This is a genomic window from Bacillus sp. SIMBA_008, assembly GCF_046535495.1.
Taxonomy (GTDB): Bacteria; Bacillota; Bacilli; order Bacillales; family Bacillaceae; genus Bacillus; species Bacillus subtilis.
Map to the genome: position 1 here is coordinate 162,135 of NZ_JAWRWL010000003.1, position 25,242 is coordinate 187,376.

General features: G+C 46.5%; 23 protein-coding genes and 2 pseudogenes. 5 read left to right on the plus strand and 20 right to left on the minus strand.

The window, feature by feature from the left end:
* Nucleotides 1-68: 68 nt before the first annotated feature.
* The 7 genes from pucE to allC all read right to left on the minus strand — a co-directional run bounded on the left by pucE (nt 69) and on the right by allC (nt 7,989).
* On the minus strand, nt 69-590 hold the full coding sequence (gene pucE / locus SB658_RS11455) for a xanthine dehydrogenase subunit E (protein ID WP_015483659.1): 522 nt from the start codon (nt 588-590) through the stop codon (nt 69-71).
* Nucleotides 581-2,818: a xanthine dehydrogenase subunit D gene (gene pucD, locus SB658_RS11460; RefSeq protein WP_038427897.1), complete on the minus strand. Its 2,238-nt coding sequence runs from the start codon at nt 2,816-2,818 to the stop codon at nt 581-583. The genes pucE and pucD overlap by 10 nt, the downstream gene beginning before the upstream one ends.
* Nucleotides 2,819-3,652, minus strand: a complete 834-nt coding sequence (gene pucC, locus SB658_RS11465; RefSeq protein ID WP_038427898.1) for a xanthine dehydrogenase subunit C — start codon at nt 3,650-3,652, stop codon at nt 2,819-2,821.
* Complete coding sequence (gene pucB / locus SB658_RS11470; RefSeq protein WP_410601634.1) at nt 3,649-4,266, minus strand: xanthine dehydrogenase accessory protein PucB; 618 nt, start codon at nt 4,264-4,266, stop codon at nt 3,649-3,651. The genes pucC and pucB overlap by 4 nt, the downstream gene beginning before the upstream one ends.
* Nucleotides 4,263-5,255, minus strand: a complete 993-nt coding sequence (locus tag SB658_RS11475; RefSeq protein ID WP_038427900.1) for an XdhC family protein — start codon at nt 5,253-5,255, stop codon at nt 4,263-4,265. Before SB658_RS11475 ends, pucB begins: the two co-directional genes overlap by 4 nt.
* A gap of 228 nt (nt 5,256-5,483) precedes the next feature.
* On the minus strand, nt 5,484-6,734 hold the full coding sequence (pucG, locus tag SB658_RS11480; protein WP_003244520.1) for a (S)-ureidoglycine--glyoxylate transaminase: 1,251 nt from the start codon (nt 6,732-6,734) through the stop codon (nt 5,484-5,486).
* A gap of 16 nt (nt 6,735-6,750) precedes the next feature.
* Complete coding sequence (gene allC, locus SB658_RS11485) at nt 6,751-7,989, minus strand: allantoate deiminase (RefSeq protein ID WP_046663932.1); 1,239 nt, start codon at nt 7,987-7,989, stop codon at nt 6,751-6,753.
* Between the two features lie 224 nt (nt 7,990-8,213).
* On the opposite strand from allC, the pseudogene SB658_RS11490 reads away from it, so the two are divergent.
* Both SB658_RS11490 and SB658_RS11495 read left to right on the plus strand, forming a co-directional pair.
* Nucleotides 8,214-8,332, plus strand: a pseudogene (locus SB658_RS11490) (hypothetical protein); the annotation flags it as partial.
* A gap of 81 nt (nt 8,333-8,413) precedes the next feature.
* Nucleotides 8,414-9,280: an endonuclease I family protein gene (locus tag SB658_RS11495; protein WP_046663933.1), complete on the plus strand. Its 867-nt coding sequence runs from the start codon at nt 8,414-8,416 to the stop codon at nt 9,278-9,280.
* Nucleotides 9,281-9,313: 33 nt separating this feature from the next.
* Here SB658_RS11495 and SB658_RS11500 read toward each other — a convergent pair whose 3' ends face one another.
* On the minus strand, nt 9,314-10,417 hold the full coding sequence (locus SB658_RS11500; RefSeq protein ID WP_024572486.1) for an ABC transporter ATP-binding protein: 1,104 nt from the start codon (nt 10,415-10,417) through the stop codon (nt 9,314-9,316).
* A gap of 181 nt (nt 10,418-10,598) precedes the next feature.
* On the opposite strand from SB658_RS11500, the pseudogene frlR reads away from it, so the two are divergent.
* Nucleotides 10,599-11,328, plus strand: a pseudogene (gene frlR, locus SB658_RS11505) (transcriptional regulator FrlR).
* Between the two features lie 24 nt (nt 11,329-11,352).
* On the opposite strand, the gene frlD reads toward frlR, so the two are convergent.
* The 7 genes from frlD to SB658_RS11540 form a co-directional block, all read right to left on the minus strand.
* Nucleotides 11,353-12,207, minus strand: coding sequence for a fructosamine kinase FrlD (gene frlD / locus SB658_RS11510; protein ID WP_128422392.1), 855 nt, complete (start codon nt 12,205-12,207; stop codon nt 11,353-11,355).
* A 13-nt stretch (nt 12,208-12,220) separates the two neighbouring features.
* On the minus strand, nt 12,221-13,123 hold the full coding sequence (locus tag SB658_RS11515; RefSeq protein ID WP_003228625.1) for a carbohydrate ABC transporter permease: 903 nt from the start codon (nt 13,121-13,123) through the stop codon (nt 12,221-12,223).
* Nucleotides 13,124-13,126: 3 nt separating this feature from the next.
* A complete protein-coding gene (locus SB658_RS11520) occupies nt 13,127-14,005 on the minus strand; it encodes a carbohydrate ABC transporter permease (RefSeq protein ID WP_014477910.1) in 879 nt (292 codons plus the stop codon).
* 57 nt (nt 14,006-14,062) lie between these two features.
* A complete protein-coding gene (locus tag SB658_RS11525; protein ID WP_128422393.1) occupies nt 14,063-15,331 on the minus strand; it encodes an ABC transporter substrate-binding protein in 1,269 nt (422 codons plus the stop codon).
* Nucleotides 15,332-15,411: 80 nt separating this feature from the next.
* Nucleotides 15,412-16,398: a fructosamine deglycase FrlB gene (gene frlB / locus SB658_RS11530; protein WP_069703653.1), complete on the minus strand. Its 987-nt coding sequence runs from the start codon at nt 16,396-16,398 to the stop codon at nt 15,412-15,414.
* Between the two features lie 215 nt (nt 16,399-16,613).
* Nucleotides 16,614-16,988 (minus strand): nucleotide excision repair endonuclease, encoded by a 375-nt coding sequence (locus tag SB658_RS11535; RefSeq protein WP_003228617.1) that lies wholly within the window; start codon nt 16,986-16,988, stop codon nt 16,614-16,616.
* A gap of 102 nt (nt 16,989-17,090) precedes the next feature.
* Complete coding sequence (locus tag SB658_RS11540) at nt 17,091-18,209, minus strand: NAD(P)/FAD-dependent oxidoreductase (protein WP_038427904.1); 1,119 nt, start codon at nt 18,207-18,209, stop codon at nt 17,091-17,093.
* A gap of 158 nt (nt 18,210-18,367) precedes the next feature.
* Between SB658_RS11540 and sspG the strand changes: the two genes are divergently transcribed.
* Nucleotides 18,368-18,514, plus strand: a complete 147-nt coding sequence (gene sspG / locus SB658_RS11545; protein ID WP_003228613.1) for an acid-soluble spore protein SspG — start codon at nt 18,368-18,370, stop codon at nt 18,512-18,514.
* Nucleotides 18,514-18,789 carry a hypothetical protein gene (locus tag SB658_RS11550; RefSeq protein ID WP_003243521.1) on the plus strand — a complete coding sequence of 92 codons (276 nt, stop codon included), beginning with the start codon at nt 18,514-18,516 and terminating at the stop codon, nt 18,787-18,789. Before sspG ends, SB658_RS11550 begins: the two co-directional genes overlap by 1 nt.
* A 1,163-nt stretch (nt 18,790-19,952) precedes the next feature.
* On the opposite strand, the gene sufB is transcribed toward SB658_RS11550, so the two are convergent.
* The 5 genes from sufB to sufC are packed head-to-tail and all read right to left on the minus strand — an operon-like array spanning nt 19,953 to nt 25,140.
* The gene (sufB, locus tag SB658_RS11555; RefSeq protein ID WP_003228608.1) at nt 19,953-21,350 is read right to left on the minus strand and encodes a Fe-S cluster assembly protein SufB; all 1,398 of its coding nucleotides are present in this window, start codon (nt 21,348-21,350) and stop codon (nt 19,953-19,955) included.
* A 20-nt stretch (nt 21,351-21,370) separates the two neighbouring features.
* Nucleotides 21,371-21,814: a Fe-S cluster assembly sulfur transfer protein SufU gene (gene sufU / locus SB658_RS11560; RefSeq protein ID WP_003222809.1), complete on the minus strand. Its 444-nt coding sequence runs from the start codon at nt 21,812-21,814 to the stop codon at nt 21,371-21,373.
* On the minus strand, nt 21,804-23,024 hold the full coding sequence (gene sufS / locus SB658_RS11565; protein WP_015251273.1) for a cysteine desulfurase SufS: 1,221 nt from the start codon (nt 23,022-23,024) through the stop codon (nt 21,804-21,806). Before sufS ends, sufU begins: the two co-directional genes overlap by 11 nt.
* Nucleotides 23,024-24,337, minus strand: a complete 1,314-nt coding sequence (gene sufD / locus SB658_RS11570; RefSeq protein WP_003228602.1) for a Fe-S cluster assembly protein SufD — start codon at nt 24,335-24,337, stop codon at nt 23,024-23,026. Before sufD ends, sufS begins: the two co-directional genes overlap by 1 nt.
* A gap of 17 nt (nt 24,338-24,354) precedes the next feature.
* Nucleotides 24,355-25,140: a Fe-S cluster assembly ATPase SufC gene (gene sufC, locus SB658_RS11575; RefSeq protein ID WP_003151872.1), complete on the minus strand. Its 786-nt coding sequence runs from the start codon at nt 25,138-25,140 to the stop codon at nt 24,355-24,357.
* Between the last annotated feature and the right edge of the window lie 102 nt (nt 25,141-25,242).

Genomic DNA, 25,242 nt, shown 5'->3' on the forward strand with positions numbered 1-25,242 from the left:
GTGTGTTTTCCCACAACGCTTCTGCGTCTTGATCGCGCTGTCTGACTGAGGCTAAAAAAGTCCGGCTTTTAAAAGCCGGACTCCCGTCTACCCCCGTTCAACTCTCTTCTAATCCTGCAAGCTGACCGCATAATCCCGCCATACCCGGTACACCGGCACAAATTCCCCGCCAGCCCTTCTTCTATATCTTCGTCAGAAGGTTGAGGGGTTTCCCGAAACAGTGCTTTAAGCGCAATTATCATTCCTGGGGTACAGTAGCCGCATTGGAAGCCTCCTTCTTCCAAAAAAGCGGTTTGGCAGATATCCAGTTCCTCTTTTTGTACGCCCTCGATTGTTGTAATGGAATGGCCGTCCACTTGATAAGCCATGGTCATACACGCATTGGCCAGCTTTCCGTCGATTAAAATAGAGCAGGCTCCGCAGCGGCCGATTCCGCAGGACACCTTTGTCCCGGTCAGCTGAAATTCCTTTCTAAGCAGGTCACTCAGATGTGTCGTAGGAACGGCAGCAACCTCCCGCTCCTGCCCATTCACGGTCATCCGGAACTGTTCCTTTTTTACAGGAAATGGCCCGGCCTCTTTTACGTCCATTGCTTCAGCCCCTTTCTGTCTATCGCTTCAAGCAGCTCTTCTCTTGAAATTGGCAGCTTGTTTATCCAGCATCCGACCGCATCATGTACTGCCTTTACAATCGCCGGAGTGATGGCGATTGTTCCGATTTCGCCAACACCGCGCGGTCCATATACGTCTCCCTTCATTAAGTCTTCTATTGCAATCACCTTCATGTCAGGAACATCTTTGATTCCGGGAATCAAATAGTGATCGAGATTTTCCGCAGCATAACGGCCATCCGTCATTTTCGCTTCCTCCATCAGTGTGTAGCCGAGTGCCATGGCAGCGCCGCCTTCAATTTGACCTCGATATCCCTGCGGACTGATAACCGGACCTGCCGCAATAGCGTGCTCACAATCTATCAATTTGACATCGCCTGTTAACAGATCTACCTCCACCTCAACGGCAGCCGCTCCAAATGAGTAGAGGAAATGGCCGCCCACCACAGGATCAGGCGTTGTTGGAAAGTCAAATGCCGTTTCCTCTGCCAAAGGGCCTTTTTCAGCCAGCTCCTTATACGTCACCACGAGCGCCTTTGTGTTTTTGTCACGCAAGCCTGCAGCGCCGGGAATAAGATTTTCCGCTGAACAGCCGCTCCATTCTGCCGCCCGTTTTTTCAACTGAGCTAGAAACGGCTTCTTCAAACGCTGGATCGCGTGCCACACCATGCTTGTGCCGCGGGATGCTGTGGAGGAGCCTGACTTCGGCACTTTTGCGGTATCCCCAATAACAATGGAAATATCCTCTGCGGCACAACCTAACTCCTCCATGACAATCTGTTCAATCGCTGCTAGAATCCCCTGTCCGCATTCTTCAAATCCAAACGAAGCAGTGATTTTGCCTTCACTCGAAAGGGACAAACGGCCTCCTGCCGCATCCATTCGGCCAAACCCCAGCCCGCCGCCGTGCATTGTAATTGCCGCTCCCGTGCCTCTTTGCAGATACCCGCAGTTCCGGCTTGTTTTTTTAAGAATGGGAGATTTAGATATGGCATTCAACACCTGTGCCGCTCCGTCAGTTGGTGCAATTCGATGCTCAAGCGGCCCCAAGTCATGCGGTTTTCTGATATTTTTTCTTCTCAGCTCGAGCGGGTCGATGCCAAGCATGCCGCTGAGACGATCGAGATGGGTTTCGAGTGCAAATGTGATTTGGTTGCCGCCAAAGCCCCGAAATTCCCCCGCCACCCCGTTGTTCGTAAATACTGATATTCCTTCAGTCCGGATATTCGGAATACGGTACGGCCCCGCGGCATGCTCGACAGAAAAATCAAGAACAGCCGGTCCGAGCGTAGCGTAAGCGCCTGTGTCCGCCACAATTTTCACGTCGTGCGCCAATAGATTTCCCGAATGATCTGCACCCGTTTTTATCGTAATCTTCATCGGATGGCGCTTAATGCCAGAACGTACAGATTCCTTTCGTGTCTGATGAATTTTGACAGGGCGTCCGCTTTTCAGGGCCAAAAGCGCAGCATACGGCTGAATATTCAGCTCATCCTTCCCTCCGAACGAGCCGCCCATCGGACTTGACACAATTCTGATCTTCTCTTCAGGAATATCAAAAATACGGGCAAGCTGGAAACGGTCTTTATAGCCGTGCTGGGTTCCTGCATACATCGTAAAACCCCCGTCGTCTTCCGGAACGGCTACACCTCCCTCCGTTTCCATATACGTATGCATCTGCCGCGGCAGCTCATAGGTTTCTTCAAAGACTGTGTCAGATGCTTGAAACCCTTCTTCCACATCACCGTTTGAAAAAAATGCGCGGTGCAGGATATTCCCGTCCTCATGCAGTCTTTGCGCATTCGGCCGAAGCGCTTTTTCTGGTGAATCCATGACTTCCAGCTCTTTATACTCAACTCGAATCAGCTCCAGCGCCGCTTCCGCGATTTCTTCCGTTTCCGCAGCAACTGCGGCGATCGCATCCCCGACATACCGCACCCTGTCCTCACATAAAACCGGCTGATCAGGGATGACAATGCCAAATCGGTTTAAGCCGGGAACGTCTTTATGTGTGACGACGGCCTGCACGCCTTCCATTTTCTCAGCTTTTATGGTGCAAACCGACACAATCTCTGCATGAGGATAAGCACTTCTCAGCACCTTGCCATACAGCATTCCTGGAAAGCTGAGATCGGTCATATATTTCAATTCCCCTGTGACCTTATCCCTTCCATCCGGTCTGACTCTTGACGGTTTGTTGATGATCATTTATTCCCCTCCCTCAGCCATCAGCTCTGCCATGATGACGTTGGCAGCGGCTTTTTTTCTGTATGCCGCTGACATAAAAGCATCTGAGGAAAACGACAGCTCATGAATAAGTGTTTTGTACAGCTCATGCGAGTCCCACCCTGGTGCCATCCATTTCGCTTCGCTGTCCAATAATCTCCTAGGAGTGATATCGGCATGGCCAGCGGCGAGGCGAATGCCGCCGTCTTTCAAAAAACGTCCAGCTGCAACAGCAACCGCTCCTGTAAAAGCCTGACGCCTTCCAAGCTTGTGATAAAATACACGCTCTCCCTCCGCCCGCGGGATGATGACACGCGTGACGATAGCCGTTCTAAAGTCTTCCTCAATGAGCCAAGCGCCAAGCGGCAGCCTGATTAGCTTCTTTTGATATACGATAAGATCAGCATCAAGCACAAGCAGAAGCGGAATGAAATCACCGATTTTACTCGCTATGTTGCCGCCAATCGTGGCACGGCTGCGGATTCCCGGTGCGGCGACAGCGGAAGCAGCGTCACTGAAACAGCCAAGCGTGCTCTTGATCAAAGGGTTCTTTCTGCATTCACTCAGTGATGTGAGCGCCCCGATCGACACGTGGGTGTCACTGGCGCTGATCCCTCGCATCTCGTCAATCCCTTCAAGGCTGACAAGGTGCTGTTTCGGTAGAGTTCCTTTGTCCCACTGAAGCTGAAGCAGCGTGCTTCCCGATGCGGCACACACATCCGGAGCAAGCTTCTCTAAAAGCGAATAGGCCTCATCAAGCGCTGCCGGCCTCCATAATTGAATATTCATCCTTGCTTTTGTCACTTGGCCGTTCAAGCCATCGCCCTCCTTACCATGTCATATTCCTCGGGTGTATCAATATCGTCCAACTCGCCGCTATCCTTTGCCTCCAAAACCGCTCCTGCTCCAAGCTGTCCGCTTTTCAGGAGCCTGCGAGCCCCTTCATCTCCCGTTAACCCCTTTACATAAGGAAAACAAGCCGACGAGAAGTAGATTGGCGGGGTGAACGCCCCTAAAAACGATGACACGGCAAATGGCTCAGGGGCCAGTGCCACAAGGGCATTGAGATGATCGACGGAAAGCTGAGGCTGGTCGGCTAACAAAATGACAACGCCGTCCGCCCCCATGCTTTCTGCTTTTCTCACCCCGCTGCTGACTGAATGCCCCTGACCCTTTTCTGCGTCTTGGCAAACGTGCAGGCTCCAGCGTTTTTGAAAAGGCGGAGCGTGATACGGCGCTCCTATCCACTCAAGGGAGGCATGTTCTGTCCGCTCGACGACCAGCACGTGATCAAGGCGGGACGACAGAGCAGCTTTCAAGGAAAGTGAGCCGATGTTTTCTCCTTTTAGCGGCAAAGCCAGCTTGTTTTGACCCATTCTTCTGCTTTTGCCGGCAGCGAGAAACACGCCGATCAGATAGGGGCTTCTCATACAACCGCTATTCGTTTTCTTGTTTGAATGATTTCTGCAACTACACTTACCGCAATTTCCTCTGGACCTTCCGCACCGATTTTCAGCCCGACCGGACTGTAAAAGTGAGACGGAGGATGTTTTCCGTTCAGCAGCCGTTTCGTGCGGTTTGCCGAACCCAACAGTCCAATATAATGGAGGTTTTGAGAAAATAAGAAGTTGATGATCGTTTGATCGTGCTGATAATGATGGGTTGCCACAACAGCTGCATCATGCGGAAAAAATTGAAATTTGCTAAGCATTCGTTCCGGAAAAGCGGTGATCAGCTGATCCGCTTTTGGAAAAAGAGAGGATGTACAATAAGCGGGCCGCCAATCCGTCACGATAACAGAAAACCCTGTGTCAGCCGCCAAATTGGCCAGCGGTACAGTATCCGGTCCCGCCCCAAACAGAATGAGGCGCGGCTTCGGTTCAATTCGCTGAATAAACATGTTAGTGGGTGGATCGAAATGCGGTAAATGAAGCGTTGAAACAGTACGTTGAATATCTTGCAGAGGCGCGTCCGGCCAGTTGCCAAAATGCCCGTTCTCCGTCAGAAATAAATAATGGGAGGATTCAATCTTTATAACAGAAGTGACAGCTTTGCCTGAATGAAGGCAATCCCTCACTTTCTCATAGTGCCGCCTTTTTTCCTGAGTGATTCGCTCTGCATGAACATGAATAATGCCATTGCACCCGGCTCCCATGCCCCAAGAAAGATCGTCCTCCGACCGCATGTCGTAGGGAATCAGCGTTGATGTGAGCTGATCGCCCAGCGCACTGATTCTTTGGAATACATCTTCTTCCACACACCCGCCGCTCAGCAAGCCAATCCGTCTGCCTTTTTTCTTAAAGAGCATAGAGGCGCCTGCTTTTCGATACGCGGAGCCTTCAACTTGAACAATTGTCGCCAGTACAGCCTCCTCCTGGTCTTCCAGGAGCGCATCTAACATCGTGTGAAAATTCCCCAATGCCGCATCCTCCTCTCGAAAATTGCCGTGAGAAACAACTAGTTCAGCGTGATTTTATAGGTAACTTGTATAAAGAATAGACGATGGAAGAAAAAATGACTCATGATTTGTCAGAAAATGAAACACATAGAAAGAGGATTTGTAAAAAGAGTCAAACGAAGAAAATCAGATTGGAGAAAACACGAAATCATATCGTTAAAAAGCTTGCGGAGTTCCGCAAGCTTTTCTTTACACCGCTGCCTGGCGGCCAGCGTTTTCATACACATCCAGCGCTGCTTGGAGCGCTTTTCCTGCTTCGATTCCTGCGTTATGTCTGAGAAGCACAGCCTCTAACCCGGCAAGCACGAATAGCACGTTTTCTTTTCTGCAGCTGTACCCCATCGTGCCGATCCTCCAGATCTTCCCTGCAAGCGGGCCGAATGAGCTGGCGATTTCAATGCCGAATTGTGCCAGCAGCATGTCACGGACAGACTCGCCGTCAATGCCGCCGGGAATTTCGACACAGGTGACAACAGGCATTTTGCAGCTGTCATCTCCAAACAATCTTAGCCCCATTGCCTTTATCCCTGCTGCTAATGCGGCTTCATGGTGCCGATGCCGCTCGAAACGCGTCTCAAGACCTTCTTCAAGCACCAGTCTGACTCCCTCACGTAAGGCGTACAGCATTGTCGTCGCTTCTGTATGATGATTGAGCCGTCTTTCGCTCCAATAATCCTCAAGCTGGCTCAAATCAAAGTAGTTGCTTGTAATTGGCCGATTTCCCGAAAGTGCTGCCCTGTCAGCTTGTGTCGCAATCCCGCGTTCCACCTTTTTGCGAGCTGCAATCACGTCCGCCACCCGCTCATTATATGTAATCGGCGCCATTCCTGAAGGCACAGACAAACATTTTTGCGTTCCGCCGATGGCAGCGTCAATCTTCCATTCATCGACTTTAACCTCGCAGCCCCCAATCGTTGCGACTGCATCGACGATAAACAATGCATCCTCGGTGCGGCAGGCTTCGCCGATGGCTTTCAGCGGGTGAATCCGTCCTGTCGATGTTTCTCCATGCACCATGGCCACAATTTTCGGCTTCACTTTTTTTATCTCCCGTATGATGTCCTCCGGGTCAAAAACCGTTCCCCATTCGCACTCCAGCATATGAACATTTGCCCCATATCGCTCGGCGATTTCAGTCAGCAAATAACCGAAACGGCCGTAAATGGGAATGAGCACATCATCTTCCGGCTCTATCACACTAGCCAGCACTGCTTCAATTCCCGCCCGTGAAGTGCCGTCAATCGGGTATGCCCAGCGGTTTTTTGTTTGGAACAGCTCCCGAAGCATCTCCATCGTTTCATTCATAATACCTGTAAACGCCGGATCAAATTGGCCGACAACCGGGGTGCTCATTACTCTTAATACACGCGGATCAACCTCAACAGGCCCCGGCGTCATAATCGTTCTTAACGGGGTGCATAATTCTCTTCTGCCTGACACAGCCATTCCTCCTTTATCAGTAAGCCAGTTTGTATAATAAATCAGTCAGTGCGCGGACGCCGATCTCAAGCTGTCTGGCTGACGTATATTCCTTCGGTGAGTGGCTGACGCCGCCTCGGCTCGGCACAAACAGCATACAAGCAGGATAGCGCCTTCCGATCATTTGCGCGTCATGCCCTGCTCCGCTCACCATTTCCTCACAGCTGAAGCCGTTTTCTAATGCTGTTTCAAAAGCCGCAGCCTTCAGCCTTTCGTCCATCGGCACAGGCTCTATCCGCATATATTCATCAATCACAGCGCGAATTCCTTTTTGTAGGCAAATGCCGTTGATCAAAGCAACCATGTCTTGATGAAACTGTTCCAGCACATGCTGATGCTGATGGCGAATATCGATTGAAAACTGGACGCGGCCCGGTATGACATTGGCTACATTGGGCTCTGCCGTTATTTTTCCGCATGTCAGACGGAGCTCATCCGGCAGCTCCTCCGACCGCAGCAGCAGCTCATGAATGATACGGCTGCTGGCTGCGAGCGGGTCCTTGCGCCATTTCATGGAGGTGGTTCCTGCGTGATTGCATTCTCCTTCGAGCGTGACGAGATATCGTCTCTGCCCCGCAATACTTGTCACGATGCCGAGATCCCGGCCTGACATTTCCAACGTCTTCCCCTGTTCAATATGCAGCTCAACAAACGCGCTGATATCTGTCCTATATGCTGACTGAAACACACCTTTGCCAAAACCGCTCTCATGCATCGCTGTTTGGAGGGAGACTCCCGACTCGTCTCTTGGCTCTTTTGCATCTTGTTCTGAAAAAACACCCGTCATATTCCCCGACCCCCAATAGGTCATTGGAAAACGGCTGCCTTCCTCCTCACATAAGGAGACCGCCTCGAGCGTTTTTTTTGGCGCTCCGTATGTCTCTTTGAGCCGCTTTATCGCAAGCATCGCCGCCAGAACGCCATAGGCGCCGTCGTATTTTCCTCCATTGATGACAGTATCGATATGTGAACCGGTTACAATGACTTCATCCGGAGACTGGGTGCCCGAAAGCCTTCCAAACACATTGCCGACATCGTCGAATCTTGTTTCAAGCCCGAAAGAAGACATTTCCGTTTTCACAGCAAGCTGTGCGTCCATCCACTCTTTTGTGTATAAAAGCCTCGTTACGCCGCCATCCGCAGACGCACCGTATTGGGCGAGCCATTCAATATAATCTGTGATGCTGTTTTTTACTGAAAGCTTCTGCTTTTCCATGTACTCCCCCCTCTGGCCGCTATGGTGACTTCATTATAGAAGGAAGAACATGATAGTTCATTGACAGATTAACCAAAAAAACGTTTATTTTTTAGTCGCAGTATCTATCCAACAACCAGATTCACCCTATATGTCACAACTATTTTAGTGTAAAGGTCAAAAGAAAACACGGTAAGGAAGAGAGCCAGCAAGAGCGAAAGAGAGGGTCAAGCTCAGCTTGCCAGAGAGGCGATGTTTGCGGAACGGATGAAAACGGAAATGCCGGCAGCTCGCAAAAACAGGACCTAAAGATATGGAACAGGAGATTTCCGCCTCCTCCAAAGGGACTAATTTACAATTTTAATGAAAAATATACAAAATGACACTTCTATCCTTTATTTGAATTTTAGATAATAGACATGATCTGATAAAAGGAGGGCAAGTGATGACAAAAAAAGCATGGTTTCTGCCGCTCGTCTGTGTATTACTGATTTCCGGATGGCTTGCGCCGGCAGCTTCAGCAAGCGCGCAAACCGCATTAAGCCTCAATGACCGATTGGCGTCTTCCCCTTCAGGAACAGGAAGCCTTCTCTCATTAGCCGCCCCCGCTGCACCCTATGCTGACACAGATACCTATTATGAAGGGGCTGAAGGTAAAACAGGAGACTCGCTAAAAAGCACCCTGCACCGTATTATCAGCGGACACACGATGCTGTCCTACAGCGAAGTGTGGAACGCGCTGAAAGAAACGGATGAAGACCCGAGAAATCCGAATAACGTCATCCTGCTCTATACGAATGAATCGCGGTCCAAAAGCCTGAACGGCGGCAATGTCGGCGATTGGAACCGCGAGCACGTCTGGGCGAAATCCCATGGCGATTTTGGTACGAGCAAGGGACCTGGTACTGATATTCATCATTTACGCCCAGCCGATGTTCAAGTTAACAGCACAAGAGGAAATATGGATTTTGACAATGGCGGCACTGAATATGCGAAGGCACCCGGAAATTATTATGACGGCGATTCATGGGAGCCCCGCGATGATGTGAAAGGCGATGTTGCCCGCATGCTGTTTTACATGGCTGTCCGTTACGAGGGTGATGACGGCTATCCTGATCTTGAGCTTAATGATAAGACAGGCAACGGCTCAGCTCCTTATCATGGCAAACAATCTGTCCTGCTCGAATGGAATAAGCAGGATCCGGTTGACGACCGCGAGCGGAAAAGAAATGAAATCATTTATGAAAAATATCAGCACAACCGCAATCCATTTATCGACCACCCTGAATGGGCGGATGAGATTTGGCCGTAAGAAAAAGGTGCTCCTTTTGAGGAGCACCTTTTTCTAATACACAGCCTCTTCCGTTTCCGCATCGAAAAAGACGACGTGGTCCATTTTCACTGAGAGCTGGATTGAATCGCCTGCATCGATTCGCGTGTTTCCGTCCAGGCGGACCTTGAGCCGCTCGTCCCCAGCCATGACATGCACTATGAGCTCCGAGCCCAGATTTTCATTCACTTCCACCTTCGCTTGAAACACTGAATCAAACAACTGGTCATTTCCTGTCATTTGTGTGATGTGCTCCGGCCGTACACCGGCAATCATCTGTTCTCCGGCATATCCCTTTTCCTTCAGCCGCTTTGCTTTTTCTTCAGGAATATGAAGCCGGATCGAAGAATTTGTGAAAAACAGCTCGCCATGCTGCTGTTCTATGATGCCTTTCAAAAAGTTCATCCCAGGAGAGCCAATGAAGCCTGCGACAAACAAATTGGCCGGGTAATGATAAATGTCATGAGGTTTCGCCACTTGCTGAATTTCCCCTTCATTCATGACGACAATCCGATCTCCCATTGTCATTGCTTCGGTCTGGTCATGCGTGACATAAATGATCGTTGCCTCTAATCGCTGGTGCAGCTTGCTGATTTCTGTCCGCATCGTCACTCTTAGTTTTGCATCCAGATTAGAAAGCGGCTCGTCCATTAAAAAGACCTTCGGCTCCCTCACAATCGACCTGCCAAGCGCCACCCTTTGCCGCTGCCCGCCGGAGAGCGCCTTCGGTTTTCTCTTCAGCAAATGTTCAATTTCTAAAATTCTGGCTGCCGCATGAACCCGCTCGGCAATTTCCTGTTTCGCCATCTTTCTGAGCTTTAATCCAAACGCCATATTATCAAAAACCGTCATATGCGGATAAAGCGCATAGTTCTGGAATACCATCGCAATATCACGTTCTTTCGGCGGAAGATCATTGACCCGCTCCCCATCAATAAGAAGATTTCCTTCAGAAATGCTTTCTAATCCAGCCACCATCCGCAGCGTTGTTGATTTTCCGCATCCTGACGGCCCCACCAGCACCAAAAGCTCCTTATCCTTTACATCTAAATCAAAGTCCTTCACGGTTAATTGTGAGTGATATGATTTTTTGACGTGTTCAAATGTTAATGAAGCCATCAGAAAAGTCCCCCTATCTTTTGACCCGTTATTTCGTCACTGGAAACAACTTGGTCTTTCTGTTATTTTTAGAGTAATCGATTCCCATTTTTGCTATATTTCTAAAATAAAAAATGTAAATTTGTATTATAACGTCATAATACATTATAATATAAATAATAGGTTAAAAGGAGGCTACCCTTTGTTAAACAACGGAAGTTCTACACCTTTATACATTCAGCTAAAACAAATCATCACTGATGACATCAAAAAGGGCGTGTATTCCCCAACCGCCAAGCTGCCTACCGAAAACGAGCTTTGCACCAAGTATAACGTCAGCCGCATCACCGTCAGGAAAGCCATACTCGATTTAGTCGAAGAAGGCTATCTGATCAGGCAGCAGGGAAAGGGAACGTTCGTTAAAAGCCCTAAATTAAAACGAGAGCTGATCGCTGTAAACGGCTACTCGGAATTTATGGAATCAACCGGCAAAAAAACCGAAGCATCATGTGCTGTCCCATGACATCATTCCAGCGTCAAAACCCATCGCAGAAAAGCTTCAAATCCATCCCGAGAGCCCTGTCGTTGAATTAAAACGGATTTTATATAATGATGATCAGCCTCTCACCTTTGAAGTGACGCATTATCCGCTTGATTTGTTTCCCGGCATTGATACCTTTATTGCTGACGGCGTCTCCATGCATGATATTTTGAAACAGCAATACAAAGTTGTACCCACGCACAATACGAAGCTATTAAACGTTGTATATGCCCAACAGGAGGAAAGCAAATACCTGGATTGTGATATCGGGGATGCGCTGTTTGAAATTGATAAAACGGCTTTTACATCAAACGACCAGCCAATCTATTGCTCATTGTTTTTGATGCACACAAACCGTGTCACTTTTACCATCAACAGCCCCTACACATAACAGGCATAAAAAACGAGACACTGCTTATAGTATTCTCGTTTTTTCACTGCTTCCCCCGTCCTCCCAGCGATAAGGATAGCCATAGCCGAAAGCTCCGTACACACCGCATGTTTTCGCAGCCGTTTCAGCAGCCTGGCGCAAAGCATACGTTATATCCTGCTTCACGCAAAAGGCAGTCAAAAAGCCTGCTATAAAAGAATCTCCCGCTCCAAGTGTATCTATTATATCAGCTTCCACAATCGGCTGATGATAGACTCGATCACCCGCAGACAGGATTGCTCCTTGGCCCCCTCGGGTCATACAAACCATTTTGGCTCCGTACCCATGAGCTGTTTTGGCAAGCTCACCGCATTCCGACTCACTCAAATCGCTTCCTGAAAAAAACGCATACGTCACATAAGGACAGACCCTCCTCAAATAATCATCCTCCCGATTGGTTGAAAAATCAAATGAGACAGGGACCAGCCCGCACAGCTGCGGAAGATCGTTCTCAAGCCTGCTGTACACGCTCGTATGCAGCAGATCATGCCCGCTGATAAAAGATACATCTTTCTCCTGAAACGCGAGGCGAAGCCGGGACTGAATGCCGCCTTTATTTGATCTGACAAAAATGCGGTCCCCCTGTTCATCAAGGGTGACAATCGCCATCCCGTTTTCTCCGTGCGCCTGGCGGATATAATCTGCATTGACCTGCTCCAGCTTGAGAACGTTCAACAGATGCGCCGCGGCTTCGTCATTGCCGACGATTCCGATATAGGAAGACTCATGCCCGAGCCGCTTGGCAAGCACAGCAACGTTTAAGGCATTTCCTCCCGGGTAAAATGTTTCTTGATCCTGGTAGTAATCTACAACATTATCTCCAACCGCAATCAATTTCATAGCGCTTCCTCCTTTATCCTTTTACACTGCCGCTTGCAATTCCGCGGACAAAATATTTCTGCATCAATAAAAATAGAATAATAATCGGCGCGGCTGAAATCGTTAACCCCGCCAGCAGGACGCCCCAGTCTGTCTGCAGCGCGTCTCTGAACTGCATCAGCCCGGCTGGAATGGTCCGCAAATTCTCATCATCTATGAAAATAATCGCAAACATAAACTCATTCCATGTATGGTAAGCCGTCAAAATGCCGGATGTCACCAAAATCGGCACGCTCATCGGTAAGAAAATTCTGAAAAATACTCCAAAACTTGTACACCCATCCAAATAGGCCGCCTCCTCCAATTCTTTTGAAATAGAAAGAAAATAAGAGCGGATCAAAATGATGGTGAATGGGATCCGATAAGCCGCATACGGCAGGATTAACGCCCAATACGTATTGTAAAGGCCAAGCGACTGAATAATAGAATAAAGCGGCACAAGACTGACCTGCGGCGTCAGCATCAATCCGCCAAGACATAGCACCAAAAAGAATCCTTTTCCTTTAAACTCAAACCGGGAAAGGCCATACGCTGCCCATGCACTGATAAAGACAGTGATCACACACGTCAGCGCCGTAACGATGACACTGTTCATAAAATAAGAAGAAATCCCCTGATTCCAGGCGGAAACAAAATTTTCCGGATGCCACGAAGACGGCAGCGACCAGCTGTGCTCAAAAATATCGTCAGAGTTTTTAAAGGCGCTCATCACCATCCAGAGAAGCGGATAGGCAATCGCAATCAGATAAAGAAACAGAAAAACCCACACAGACGTTTCTCCGATATACCATTTTCGTCTAGGCTTATCTTTAACCTCAATGTGCTGGTCAGGCACCGGCTCCAATCTGAACGAATCTGTCTTCTTCTGAGGCAGCATCAGTTACTCCTCCTTTCCGGTTTTAAAGAACTTCATTTGCATGAGCGATAATGCAAGCGTAATGATTAACACGACAGTGGCAATCGCTGAGGCGTAGCCCATCATATCCTTTGTAAAGGCGCTTTTATATAAAAACGTGCTCAAGACTTCTGACGCGTTTCCCGGCCCGCCGCCTGTCAAAATGTACGGCTCATTAAAGACCGTAAAAGCCCCGGTAAGCGTCATGACCACCGCAACAAAAGACATCTCTTTCGTCTGGGGAACAGTAATATGAAAAAACTGCTGAATTTTACCCGCGCCGTCAAGCCGGGCCGCTTCATACAGTTCATCCGGTATTTTTTGAATCGACACAATGTACAGCATCGCAATATAACCGACAGATTGCCACTGGGACACAAAAATGACAGAAAGCATAGCTGTGCTGTCATCCCCGAGCCAGGCCCTCGTCAGCTGATCAAGACCGATGGCCTGAAGCAGCTGATTCAAAAGCCCTGTCTCCGGATTGTAAATAAAATCAAACAAAAGCGCGATCACCGTCATTGAGATGACAACCGGCAAAAAGAAAACGGTACGAAAAAACGGCGACCATTTTCTGACCAGCTTATCCTCAAGCACCGCCGCCAAAATCAAACCGCCAAACACCTGGCATACAATTGAGATCACTGCGTAAAGCACGTTATTGGTCAGTGCCTGATAAAAGACAGGATCATGAAATAATTCAACATAGTTTTTTAAGCCGATAAACGTTTTTTCCGGAGAAAATGAGCTCCACTGAAACAGGCTGAGGAATACATTCTCAAAAATCGGGATATAAACGAAAAGTAAAAAAACGAGAGCGGGCACCAAAAACAAATAGGGGATTATTTTATTCTGATTGACCAAGGGTATCTCATCTCCTTTATAAAAAGAAAAGGTGCGAAGCTTCACCTTTTCTTTGATTTATTCAGCTGACGCCCTCACCTGCTTTGCTGCCTTTTGAACGGCTTTCATCACCTGCTGCGGTGTCATGTCGCCGCCAAGCATTTGCTGGACGCCTGTTAGGTACGCATCTGCGACTTCAACATCGACATCCATATCAAACCATGGAACCATTGATTTGGCATCAACAATATGCTGAACGGCTTCACGCTGAATAGCTGTTGCATTTTCTTCAGTAGCCGTACCTTGCACTGCACTGTATTTCCCGACATCTTTCACGAGCTTTTCGCCCATTTTTTTCGACGTCAAGAACTGCAAAAATTCCATTGCTTCCTTCGGATGTTTTGTTCTTGAGGAAATCATGAATCCTTCCGGCGCTCCCGTTAACGCTTCTGAAGATCCTTTTTGTCCGCTGATTTCAGGAAATGGGAACATCCCGAGATTAACCGGTTCAACCAGCTTGATTTCCGCTGTTTCCGCATATATCATCGCCGACTTTCCGCTCTCAAATTGCTGTCTCACATATTCGTGGTCGACGGAGTTTACATGTTTATTAAAGTAAGGCATCAGCTCTTGAAGCTTTTCAAGGGCTTTTACGTAGCCTTCATCAGTAAATTCACCCGTTTTGGCGTTATAGTCCTTTTCCCGTGTTTTTTCATCGACCATCCGCTGATTAAGCGTGCCGATATAGTGCGAGATTGTCCAAGTCGCCTTTGTTCCGAAGCTGATCGGTGTGTAGCCATGTTCTTTCAGCTTTTTTGACACATCGATTAATTCATCCCACGTCTTCGGGGGATCAAGATTCAGCTTTTGGAAAATGTCTTTATTATAGAAGAATGATTTAGCGTCCATTTGCCACGGCACGCCATATTGCTTGTTTTCATAAGTAAATGGTGTAATTTGCGATTGAACGAGCTGTGATGACCAATCGGTGTCATTTTTGTAGTAGGACGAGAGATCAAGTGCTTTATTGCCTCTGATAAATTTAAAAGCAAACTCATCGCTCCAAGAGAAGTAAATGTCAGGAGGGCTGGTAGTTCCCAGCATGACCTTAATTTTATCTTTATAGGAGTCATTTAAAACGGCTTCAATTTGAATGTCGATATCTGGGTGATCTTTTTCAAATTCTTTTACAACCTCTTCAAAATAACTTTTTTCCGGCTCCTTTGGCCATCTGTGGAAAAATTTCAATGTCACCTTTCCGTCCGCTGAACTGCTTTGGCTCGAACAGCCTGCAATGGTGAACATACTGACAGCTGCAATGATCAAGAACAACAACATTTTCTTCAAAGGGTTGGCCTCCTCTGGACATTAGACTATAATGTTATATAACATTATAGTCTAATGCATAATGGTTCCTCATTTTCAGATCAATACTCAACTTTCCACATGTATCTTCTATGAGATAAAGGATGATTTCTCGCCTCTGCCAGCTCGTCTGCATAGCTTCTCAGCACACGATTGAGAACGAGCGGAGCAAGATAGCCTTTAACTGAATCGTCAATTGCAGTGAAGTCGTAAGATGCAGCATCAAGCACAGTGAGCTTTTTGCCATACTTTTTCGAGAAGGTAAGCGCCCGCTCTTCAAGAGGTCTTGTTTCATCTAAACCGAGCAGGATGATAAACGGCACGGATTCATCAATAATTTCAAACGGTCCGTGAAAATATTCTCCGGCATGAATGGCGTGGGAATGAATCCATTGCATTTCCATGAGAATGCAGATGCTGTAGGAGTAAGCGACACCGTAGTTTGCACCGCTTGCCATGGTATAAATAATGCTTTCTTTTTCATGGGCTTTTGCAAATTGCTTGGCGTTGTCAGCTTCCTGTTTAAGGGCTTTTTCATATACAGCCTGCAATTGATCTAAGCCTTCAATTGCTTGCTCAAATTTCGTATTGTTTTCTAATACTTGCAGGGTTCCAAAAACGATTTGATACAAAACGCCATAGTTTGTATTGATCGCAAGCGCCTCATCACCCCAATCGTACTGGGCAACATATTGCGCTTCCTGCGCTAAAGGAGACTCCGGTTTAAACGTCATCGCAATCGTAAGTGCACCCTTGCCCCTTGCAAACGCAGCAGCTTTGACTGTCTCCGGGGTATTTCCCGAATGCGAGCACAAAATAACAAGAGACTTTTCACCAAGCTGAACAGGGTTGCGCTGAATAAATTCGTTGGCGCTGTAGAGGTCGGAGTTTATTGATTTTGACTCTCTGTCAAACACATACTTACTCGGATACATAATGGCAGAAGACCCTCCGCATGCGACAAAGAATACATGTTCAATGGTTTTCCCTTTCAAATCCTGCAAGAAAGCTTGAACCTCACGATTTACTTTTGCTGTGGCCTGACTCAAATCCTTCACTCCCCGTTTTTATTATATAACGTTATATAACATTAAATATTGTTATATTAAAGTCCGCGGCTAGGATTGTCAATATTATTTTCTGAAATTTCTCAATAATTTATTCGAATGATAGACAAAGGGTCTATATGCGAAAAAATGCCCAAATCAAAAGCCAGAACTTGACTTAAGCTCTGGCTTCGCTGTTCAATCCGCAGACTGACGTCTTATTTAAAAAATACCTTGTCGATATTGTACTTCGAGTGCTGTGTATTGATGATATATGTTTCGTAAATCTCTCTTTCCATTGGATCATCAACTACACATACCTCGATTTTATAGACTTCATCTCTGTGATGTTTGATCGGTGAAACAGTGTCTTCGAAATGCTTCTTGATTCTCTGTCTTAACTTTCTGGCTTTACCGACAAACAGCAGCTCGTCATGAATGTTGTAAAACATAAAAATGCCGCCTTTGTCCCTTGGGATCTGGTGAAAGTCGATGAATCCGTGAATCGGTTTTATCTTCGGCTCGTTATCATTAGCTGACTGCTGTCGTTCAGTGATGGTAACATTCGGTGCGGGTATATCAATTTTTATCAAAATCAGTTCACGTCCTCTTTTTCATTAAAGATAAATGCTAACACATACAGAAAAGAAAAGCTAGAACAGCTTTATTATATTTGTTTGTTATGCTCTTACTTATTATGCAAGTGCTTCGGCTGGATGATAAGGACTAAGGTCTAATTCTGTCTGCTTTCCAAGAACTAGCTTTGCGAGCTCTGCACCCAAGAACGGCCCCATCGTCAGTCCAGAAGCACCCAAACCGTTTGCAGCATATAAGCCTTGAACATTCGGCACGGCCCCTACGACCGGCAGAAATCCCGGTGTAAACGGCCTGAAGCCCACTCTTGTTTCAATGGCAGCGGCATCAGCAAGGCCCGGTGCAACGCCTAACGCTTTGCTCAATACTTCGTGCTGGCCTCCGGCTGTCACACGCAGATCATCAAGACCGGCATCGTTCTCGTGTGTGGCGCCGGCTACAATTCTGCCGTTATCAAACGAAAGAATGTACTGATCGTTCGGCGGCATCACAACCGGCCACGCCCCTGTATCCGTGTCCATCATTTCAAAATGCATAATCTGCGCTTTCTGAAAAGACACTTGAAAATGAATGCCAAGAGGCTTCATGATTTCATTGGCCCATGCCCCCGCCGCCACAATCACCGCGTCTGCCGCAAACTGCTTTGTATCTGTTTGCACGCCGGTGACTGTTCCGTTTTCAAAAAGCAAGGACGCATTTCCTTTGATGACCGTTGCGCCGCGTTTCTCTGCAGCGCTTAAAAGCGACCGGCACAGCGCTCTTCCGTTCACACGGGCGGCACCGCTGATATGAACCGATTCATAGCCGTCAGCTAAAATCGGAAACAGCTTTTTCGTTTCACTTGCAGACAAGCGGGTAATGTCGCCGATTTCCGGCGCATCCTCCCGTCTCTTATACGCCCTTTCCTCCATTTTATCGAGTTTAGACGCGTCAGTATGAATGCTGATGGCACCGACACGTTTGTATCCTGTATCCGATTCACCGTCTTTTTCCAATTGATGGATTAAATCCTTATAGTACCGCGCTCCCCCCTTAGCAAGCTGGTACCAATCCTGATTACGGCGTTGCGAGAGCCATGGACAGACGATCCCCGCCGCCGCATCAGTCGCTTGTCCCGGCTCTTTCCGATCAATGACAGTAACGCGAGCGCCTGATTTTGCGAGATGATAAGCCGTCGACGCGCCCAGAATCCCTGCGCCGACGATGATGTACGATTTCATATGCAAACACCTTTTCTATTATAATGTCTATTCATTTTACCAAATAGAATGCTTTCCTTCGACCTTTTGCCCTAATGTGGAAAAACCGCGAAGTTCGTCCAATCTCTTTACTCTCCTATCGAATATCCTGTCACTATCAATAGAGAAAGGATGATACCATGAGCGAAAATCGTCATGAAAATGAAGAAAACAGACGCGATGCGGCAGTCGCAAAAGTCCAAAACAGCGGTAATGCAAAAGTCGTGGTCAGCGTGAATACAGATCAGGATCAGGCACAGGCGCAGTCACAAGACGGAGAAGACTAATGAACGAAAACATCATTCCTCTCAACAGACATACTCAAGAGATACCCACTACTGAATCTGTTATCAAAAACAGCGGCAACTCAGAGGTCCATATCGACATTCACATTGATACAATGCCAATTGCTTTTGCTATATTATGCTCTGCATTAGCCGCAAAGCAGATGACAAAAGAGGAATTCGATATGGCTTATACTCAATTGCGAGAGATGAACAGAGAAAATAACAGCAGATCATCTGTAAAGCAAATTATCAATCAAGAGACAGAAGAAGAGTAAAAAACCGCGGCCCCTCGGCCAGCGGTTTTTCTTCTGCATACAAAAAGGACGCGACTGAAAACCAGTCACGTCCTTTTTATAAAAAAATAATCAATTGAACCTTCCATTTCGAACTTGATTATTTTTATAAAATGGTACGGAATGATTTATAAAAGGGTCACCCAAACCCTTGATTTAAAGCCATTTCTTCAGATGGTTTAAATGATGATAATCTTAACTTGGCACCGTGTTGGCATGAGCTGAAGCCGCATGATATAAGGGTTTACAGTCATAATTCACTGGTGCCGTAAGTTTCATATCTTTTGAAAGTTCTTATTGAAGTAATGCACCTGTTAGTTGAACTATTCCACGGCTTATTTAAACTGTACTAATCTTTTGAAATAGAAATACCGTTCTCAATAAAATGCTTTATTCATATTTAAATTTTTGAGGCTACTAGGCATACATCCAAACCAAGTTTTGACCCTGAGCGTAAACTAGTTAAAAGTCTAATTGCAATAAGGAGTGAACCTCGAATAATGGTATATCAAAGACAAATGACACCCTATGCCCTGAATCCCCGGGATTTACAAAATTGTTTGTATCGTTTCACATATTTGTGGCTTAGAAATAATGATAATTTCTGGTATTTCTTAACGGCTATCGGAGAATCAAGAGTTTATGGATATAGGTTTTTCGGTGGAAGATGGAATAATTATTCCGTTGATTTAAGAGATATTGTTTCCTTCTATTGTTCTCCTCCGACTCCAACTCTATATTAAAACACTGAGCCTGATATTTGCATATGAAGAAAATATTTGTGAATTAAAAAAGGTCAAAGCAAAATGAATTGAATCTTGAAATATCCAGGATTCAAAAAAACAAAGATGTAATCATTTTCTAAAATTACAATAGGCACTATCTTACACATTCGAAACTATCACAAGCTTCAGGGGTTGAATATAGAGGCTTACACGCTTTCAGACACGGTTGGACACTAGAACACTAAAACAATAAGTGAAAAATATTCACACATAACTAAAAAAATCGAACAAGATGAGCTTGCAAAATTTGCTTCTTACTCATCAAGATAACAAAAAGCTTGGCATAAAAATTGGCACAATAGAAACTTGGCATGTGTCGAAAATAAGAAAAACCCTCGATAAACAAGGGTTTTTCGTTAGTTATCCAATAGAACCTTCCATTTCGAACTTAATCAAACGGTTCATTTCTACTGCGTATTCCATTGGAAGCTCTTTTGTGAATGGCTCGATAAAGCCCATTACGATCATTTCAGTTGCTTCTTCTTCAGAAATACCGCGGCTCATCAAGTAGAAGAGCTGCTCTTCAGATACTTTAGACACTTTCGCTTCGTGCTCCAATGAAATGTTATCATTTAAGATTTCATTGTAAGGAATTGTGTCTGACGTTGATTTGTTATCCATAATGAGCGTATCGCACTCGATGTTAGAGCGAGCGCCTTCCGCTTTGCGTCCGAAGTGGACGATTCCGCGGTACGTTACTTTTCCGCCCTGTTTTGAAATCGATTTTGATACGATTGTAGATGATGTGTTTGGTGCAAGGTGAATCATTTTCGCACCTGCATCCTGATGCTGGCCTTTACCCGCAAGAGCGATAGAAAGCGTCATACCGCGCGCGCCTTCGCCTTTTAGGATACAAGCCGGATATTTCATTGTCAGCTTAGAACCGATGTTGCCGTCGATCCATTCCATTGTTGCGTTTTCTTCACAGACTGTACGCTTTGTTACAAGGTTGTAAACGTTGTTCGCCCAGTTTTGGATCGTTGTATAACGGCAGTAGCCGCCTTTTTTCACGATGATCTCAACGACCGCACTGTGAAGTGAGTTTGTTGTGTAAACAGGCGCAGTACAGCCTTCAACATAATGAACGCTTGCTTCTTCGTCAACAATGATCAGTGTACGTTCGAACTGACCCATGTTCTCAGAGTTGATACGGAAGTAAGCTTGAAGCGGTGTTTCAACCTTCACGCCTTTAGGCACGTAGATGAAAGATCCGCCCGACCAAACAGCTGAGTTAAGCGCCGCAAACTTGTTATCAGTCGGCGGGATTACTTTTGCCCAGTGCTCACGGAAAATATCTTCATTCTCTTTCAGCGCGCTGTCAGTGTCTTTAAAGACAATACCTTGCGCTTCAAGATCTTCTTTCATGTTGTGGTATACAACCTCAGATTCGTACTGAGCAGAAACACCCGCAAGGTATTTTTGTTCAGCTTCAGGAATACCGAGCTTGTCGAATGTTTGTTTAATTTCTTCAGGAACTTCATCCCAAGAACGCTCTGAACGCTCAGACGGTTTTACGTAGTACGTAATTTCGTCAAAGTTCAGTGAGTTTAAATCTCCGCCCCATTGAGGCATCGGCATGTTGTAGAAATGCTCAAGTGATTTCAAGCGGAAGTCAAGCATCCATTGAGGCTCTTCTTTCATGCGAGAAATTTCTTCTACGATTTCTTTTGTCAATCCGCGCTCTGAACGGAAAATGGAAACGTCCTTGTCGTGAAAACCATACTTGTATTCACCAATATCAGGCATTTTTTTAGCCATCCATTTTCACTCCAATCCTTTTAATTGCCGCCTTCTTCTTTCGCGACTCCTTTTTCAAGTGCTTTCCATGACAGGGTTGCACATTTGATACGGGCCGGGAATTTTGAAACGCCTTGAAGGGCTTCAATATCCCCGAGATCTATAGAATCATCATACTCTTTCCCTTGCATCATATCCGAGAAAATCTTAGACATGGAAAGGGCAGTTTCAATATCTTTCCCTTTAATCGCCTGAGTCATCATCGAAGCGGATGCCATTGAAATGGAACAGCCTTCCCCTTCAAACTTCGCATCTTCCACGATGTCTCCGTCAAGCTTCATTGTCAGTCTGATGCGGTCGCCGCATGTCGGATTGTTCATATCCACGACAATGCTGTCATTCAAAACCCCTTTATTTCGCGGGTTTTTGTAATGATCCATAATCACCTGTCTGTACAATGTATCTAAGTTTGCATTAAAAGACATTTGTAAAATACTCCTTTGTCTTTTGAAGAGCTTCCACAAGCTTATCAATCTCTTCCTCTGTATTATACAGATAAAAGCTTGCTCTTGCAGTAGCAGTTACATCCAGCCATTTCATCAGCGGCTGCGCACAATGGTGGCCGGCTCTGACTGCGATTCCCTCCGCATCAAGCACAGTCGCCACATCGTGCGGATGAACATCATCAAGGTTAAATGTGACAAGCCCGGCACGCTCTTCCGGCCCGTAAACCGTTACGCCGTCAAGCTGGCGGAAGCGTTCAAGCGCATAAGCAGCAAGCTTGTGCTCATGGCGGGAAATCTCATCAAGACCGATTTCTTCGAGAAAATCAATGGCGGCACCGAGGCCGATTGCTCCTGCAATAATCGGCGTACCCGCTTCGAATTTCCACGGAAGCTCTTTCCAAGTTGATTCATAAAGCCCGACAAAGTCGATCATTTCACCGCCGAATTCGGCAGGCTCCATGTTTTCCAGCAGGGCTTTCTTTCCGTACAGCACACCAATACCAGTAGGTCCGCACATTTTATGGGAAGAAAGCGCAAAGAAGTCGCAATCGAGATCCTGCACGTCAATTTTCATGTGAGGCGTGCTTTGTGCACCGTCCACCACAATGACAGCCCCATTGTCATGAGCGATTTTCGCCATTTCTTTAATCGGGTTGACCGTGCCGAGAACATTAGATACATGAGACACCGCAACAATTTTTGTGTTGCTTGTGACCGTTTCTCTGACGTCTTCTAAAGAAATCGTTCCGTCTTCCTGCAGCGGAATATATTTTAATGTGGCGCCAGTTGCTTTTACAGCCTGCTGCCACGGAATGATATTCGCATGATGCTCCATGTAGGTGATGACCACTTCATCACCAGGTTTCAGGTTGGCGCGCGCATAGCTTAACGCCACCATATTCAGTGATGTGGTCGTGCCTTTTGTGAAAATAATCTCAGCCATTGACTTCGCGTTAATAAACTTGCGGACTTTTTCACGCGCTCCTTCATAACCATCTGTCGCTCTGGTTCCAAGTGTATGGACGCCCCGGTGAACATTGGAATTGTATTGGTTATAATACTTATCCAGTGTTTCAATGACAGCACGCGGCTTCTGGGAAGTCGCCGCGCTGTCGAGATAAACGAGATCATGTCCGTTCACTTGCTGATGAAGGATCGGGAACTGTTCACGTATATCTGTGATATTCATTACTTCACTTTCCTTTCGATAACAGAAACTAATTGTTTCTTAACGCCTTCAATCGGAAGTTCATTTACTACCGGTGCAAGGAATCCGTAAATGACTAAGCGTTCTGCTTCTTCTTTCGGAATTCCGCGGCTCATCAGGTAGTAAAGCTGAATAGGGTCCACACGGCCGACAGATGCCGCATGTCCTGCAGTTACATCGTCTTCGTCAATTAAAAGAATAGGGTTTGCGTCTCCGCGTGCTTTTTCGCTGAGCATCAGCACGCGTGATTCTTGCTCCGCATTCGCTTTAGAAGCGCCATGTTCGATTTTGCCGATTCCGTTAAAGATAGAAGAAGCGGAATCCTTCATCACACCATGCTTCAAGATATAGCCTTCAGAAGCTTTACCGAAATGGATGATTTGTGTTGTGAAGTTTTCTGTTTGCTCTCCTCTTCCGACAACAACCGTTTTCGTATCGCCGTATGTGCCGTCACCGTAAAGGTTTGTTGTGTTTTCGGAAATCGTGTCGCCATCGTTCATCAGGCCGAGAGCCCACTCGATTTTGCTGTCGCGTCCGCGCGCAGCACCGCGGCGGTTCACATAAGTTGTCACACCGCTTGACAGATTATCCACCGCACCGTATGTCACGCTGGCATTATCACCTGTGATGACCTCACTGATAATATTGAAGACAGCGTCTTTCGGGTTTACAGTGCTGATGTAGTTTTCTACATATGTTACAGAGCTGTGGTCTTCAGCCACAATCAGCACGTGGTTGAATAGAGCTGTATCATTACTTTCGTGGACATAAACAGCCTGAACCGGCGTCTCCACCTGAACATTTTTCGGAACATAAAGGAATGCTCCTCCGTTAACAAGAGCCGCGTGAAGTGCAGTTAACTTATGTTCGTCAACCTTCACGCCGTCCTTCATAAAGTATTTCTCCACCAAGTCGCTGTGCTCGCGTGCAGCAGTCAGAATATCAGTGAAGATGACGCCTTTGTCTTTCAATTCTTGAGAAAGAGAAAGATGTGCCGGCGTCTGGTCACGCTGTACGTATAATGTTTTATCTTCGTTTTCAATGTCGATCAGCGCTTTTACTTCATCAGTCAAATCTTCTAATGAAGAAAGCGGTTCGTTATCTACTGTATGCTTCGCGAAATTCGTGAAGTTCCAGTTTGTGATTTTTGTTTTGTCAGGTTTCGGCATCGGCAGATCCTCAGCTTGTTCAAGAGCCTGTAAGCGCAGGTTCTTCAGCCAGGCAGGTTCTTGGTGCTTTTCGGAAAAGCTTTTGAGATACTCCTGATCTACGGATAGTTTTGTACCTAGTGTCATATTAATCCCCCTAACGCTTACGCTTCTTGGCCAACAGTTTCGTCTTCAATGCCAAGTTCTTGTTTGATCCAGTCATAACCTTCTGCTTCAAGACGCTGTGCAAGCTCTGCACCGCCGGATTTGACAACGCGGCCTTGCATCATAACGTGAACAACATCCGGAGTGATGTAGTTTAACAGGCGCTGATAGTGAGTGATCATCAAGCAGCCGAAGTTTTCGCTGCGCATTTTGTTGATCCCTTTTGATACAACTTTCAAAGCGTCAATATCAAGACCTGAGTCAATTTCATCAAGGATGGCGATTTTCGGTTCAATCATCATTAATTGAAGGATTTCGTTGCGTTTTTTCTCCCCGCCTGAGAAGCCTTCGTTAAGATAGCGCTGAGCCATTTCAGGGTCCATTTCAAGGAACTCCATGTTTTCGTCCATTTTGCGGATGAATTTCATGAGAGAAATTTCATCGCCTTCTTCTCTGCGCGCGTTGATTGCTGAGCGAAGGAAGTCGGCATTTGTCACACCGCTGATTTCACTTGGGTACTGCATCGCAAGGAATAAGCCTGCCTGCGCACGCTCGTCCACTTCCATCTCCAGTACATCTTTGCCGTCAAGCGTGATGCTGCCTTTTGTTACTTCATATTTAGGATGCCCCATAATAGCAGCTGATAAAGTGGATTTACCAGTTCCGTTCGGGCCCATTACTGCGTGGAATTCTCCACCTTTTATTTCAAGGTTTACACCCTTTAAGATCTCTTTCCCTTCGATTTCAACGTGAAGATCTTTGATCGTTAATGTTGAAGCAGCCATATCTATACCTCCAAAAATATATAATCATTATTCTCATTTTATTCTCATTCTAATTTTATAACAAATGAAAAGTAAATACAACTTTTTATCGTGCCTTGCACA